This window comes from Allobosea sp. Tri-44 (genome assembly GCF_004123845.1).
In the GTDB taxonomy this organism is placed as follows: Bacteria; Pseudomonadota; Alphaproteobacteria; order Rhizobiales; family Beijerinckiaceae; genus Allobosea.
The window spans coordinates 1-3,032 of sequence record NZ_NBDP01000034.1 but is presented as its reverse complement, the minus strand read 5'-3'; the positions used below and the strand labels follow the sequence as shown (position 1 = coordinate 3,032).

General features: G+C 64.3%; 2 protein-coding genes and 1 pseudogene. 2 read left to right on the top strand and 1 reads right to left on the bottom strand.

Annotated elements, in window-relative coordinates; translation table 11 throughout:
* Positions 1 to 109 precede the first annotated feature (109 nt).
* Positions 110 to 874 carry a calcium-binding protein gene (locus B6S44_RS21345; RefSeq protein ID WP_129158912.1) on the top strand — a complete coding sequence of 255 codons (765 nt, stop codon included), beginning with the start codon at positions 110 to 112 and terminating at the stop codon, positions 872 to 874.
* Between the two features lie 50 nt (positions 875 to 924).
* Positions 925 to 2,274, top strand: coding sequence for an HlyD family type I secretion periplasmic adaptor subunit (locus tag B6S44_RS21340; RefSeq protein ID WP_129158911.1), 1,350 nt, complete (start codon positions 925 to 927; stop codon positions 2,272 to 2,274).
* Positions 2,275 to 2,564: 290 nt separating this feature from the next.
* Here B6S44_RS21340 and B6S44_RS29930 read toward each other — a convergent pair.
* Positions 2,565 to 2,939 (bottom strand): annotated as a pseudogene (locus B6S44_RS29930) (IS66 family transposase); the annotation flags it as partial.
* Between the last annotated feature and the right edge of the window lie 93 nt (positions 2,940 to 3,032).

Below are 3,032 nucleotides of genomic sequence, written 5' to 3'. Positions count from 1 at the left end.
TCGCTCGCCGACTTGATCGCGCAGGAGAAGGCGAAGCCGGGCTCACTTAGCCTTGCCGTGGACAGCGAGCGCAACATCTCCGGCCTGATCGGCCAGACCATCAACCGGCGTGCGGGCATCGGGATGGGACGACGAGATCGATGCAGGGGACGGGGACGATGTCGTCAAAGCCGGGGAAGGCCACGACAAGGTCGATGGCGGCGATGGCGACGACGTTGTCCGCGCAGGGAAAGGCGATGATGTCGTCGAGGGCGGGAAGGGAAACGACAGGCTCGACGGAGGAGAGGGCTGCGATACAGTAAGGGCCGGAGCGGGCGACGATGTCGTCATTTCCTCACCGGCTCAGCACGACGATAGCCACGATGGCGATGAGGGGCATGACAACCCCTATCTGTCCCAGACGAGCGATGGCGTAACCGTCGACCTGACGGAGAACAAGGCCGTGGGCATTGAGATCGGGGAGGACACGGTTCTCGATTTCGAAGCGTTGATCGGCGGCAAGGGAAACGATCACTTCATCGTGGGGGCGAAGGGCGCGACGGTGACGGGTGGCGAGGGCGAGGACCGGTTCGAATTCGACGTGCCCGCCTCCGCCGACAACGACCTGATCCACCAGATCCTCGATCTCGAGGAGGGCGACCGCATCATCGTCAAGCAATACCAGGTCCATTCCGACGCCGAGGCCGGCGGCACCGAGATGGACCCGTTCAACGAAACCTACAACGGCTCCGACGAGGACCGACGCCCGTTCCGCTTCCGCATCGAAAAGGTCGGGGAGGACGACAGGACCTTTGTCGATGTCTTCGTCGCGCAGCAGGGCGAAAAGGATTTCTCGATCGAAATCTATGGTGCTCACAAATTGTATTACTACTGATCTAGCGTGGTGTGGTCGCCGCTCGCTATGGCGCCGGGAGGGTTCGTGTCATGAATGCCCAAAATTTCGACGCCAAGCTCTTCGCCAAGGCACAGAAGGGCGCCAGCGCGGCTGAACGGCGGGCCGAGTTCGGCCTCGGTGCGCACATTGCCTCCGGCATGGCGCTGGCATTGCTGCTCGTGTTCGGATTCGGTGGTTGGGCCGTCTCGGCCAATCTCAATGGCGCGGTTCTCGGCCAGGGAATGGTCAAGGTCGACCAGAACCTCAAGGAGGTACAGCATCGCGACGGCGGCATCATCCGGTCGATCGCGGTCAGGCAGGGCGACAACGTTAGCGAGGGCCAGGTTCTGTTCCAGCTCGAGGACGTCCAGACCCGTGCGGAGCTGTCGATTGTCCGCTCCCAGTTGGCGGAGCATCTTGCCCGCGGCGCCAGGCTGGTCGCCGAGCGTGACGGTTTCGACAAGGTCGCTTTCCCTTCCGATCTCGCTGCCTTTTCCGAGGAGGCCGCCGAGATCATCAAGGGTGAGACGCGTTTGTTCGAGGGCAACCGAACCAATCGGGAAAGCCGCAAGGAGCAGCTCGAGATCGGCATCGTCCAGTCAGGAGAGGAGATCAAGGGGCTGCAAGCGCGCCATGTCGCCAAATCCGAGGAGCTCAGGCTCGTCGAGATGGAGCGCACGAAATTTCTCGGGCTCTTCCAGAAGGGCTATATCGACGGCTCCAAGGTCTTCAACATCAACCGGGAATGGGCGCGGCTGCTCGGCGAGCGCGGCGAGATCGAGGCGACGCTCGCGCGTGCCAAGCTTCGCATCAGCGAAACCCGGCTGCAGATCATCTCCATCAACGACACCGCGCGGACGGAGGCGCAGCGCGAACTGCGTCTGGTCGAAGCTAAGCTGTCGGAGTTGCAGGACCGCCGCGTCGCCGGCGAAGACCGGCTGTCGCGCACCGAGATCCGCTCCCCGATCGCAGGGACGGTCAACGAAATGACGATCTTCACCATCGGCGGCGTCATCACCCCGGCGGCGCGGCTCGCCACCATCGTTCCCACCGGGACGAAATTGACGATCGAGGTGCGTATCGCGCCCGCCGACATCGACCAGGTCAAACCCGGTCAAGCCGCGCGCCTGCGCTTCTCAGCCTTCAACCGCAACACGACGCCGGAAATCCCCGGCAGGGTCAGCCATGTCTCGCCGGCCACCACCAAGGACGCCGCAACCGGCCAAAACTACTATACGTGCGAGGTCCAGATCGAAGGGGATATCGCCGTGCTCGGCGACCGCAAGCTCCTGCCGGGAATGCCGGTCGAGGTGATGATCACCACCGAAGAGCGCAAGGCGCTCTCGTTCCTGACCAAGCCGTTCACCGACCATGCGAGCCGGATGTTCCTGGAGCGCTGAGTTCCATCACCTGGGAGCGAACTGGAGCAGCGTAACCGCAGCGAGAAAAATTGCCGGCGCGCTGGTCCTGCCCGCGCCAAACTGGGACCATCCGGAAGCGGACATACCGAACGTCCGCAACGGGCCAAAATCGCGCGTTGGGGCATGTGGACGTACCACCGCTCCAGGGGCGTCCGAAATCGCTGGAGAGTGGTCCCAGCTATGAACTCTGCCGGCACAGGGTCAGATAGGGCCAGGCTAACCTCGCCGCGTTCGGCCAAGACCTTGTAGCCGCAGTAGCCGTCGACCTGGAGGATGCCGGATGCCGCGGAAGCCGGCGAGTTGAGCGATCGGCCGTTCCGCCTTGCGGTGGGGAGCATAGACACAGGCGACGCCGGGTGGATCGGCGCCGCCCCCGGGCCGGTTTCTCGGGCAAGAGCCCAGAGCTCGCCCGCCTTCGTCCGGCCCCGGCCGGGATCGAGCGCAGGCGCCGTGGTCTCGTCCGCGAACAGCTTGGACGAGCTCTTCAGCGCCGCCAGCATCCGTTCATGCACGGGCCGCAACAGGAAGGCGGCGCGCCCGACCCAGTCGGCCAGCGTCGAGCGATCGAGCACGACGTCCTGGCGCGCATAGATCTGAGCCTGACGATACAGCGGCAGATGATCGGCGTATTTTGAGACCAGCACCTGGGCGACGTCGCCTCGGTCGGGATCCCGCCCTCGATCAACCGCGCCGGGGCCGGACACGACGTCCTCGCAGGACCGGCAGGCATATTTCGG

Bases quoted from the DNA above. Each gene is read 5' to 3' on its own strand.
- B6S44_RS21340 (WP_129158911.1), top strand. From the start codon at position 925: ATGAATGCCCAAAATTTCGACGCCAAGCTCTTCGCCAAGGCACAGAAG.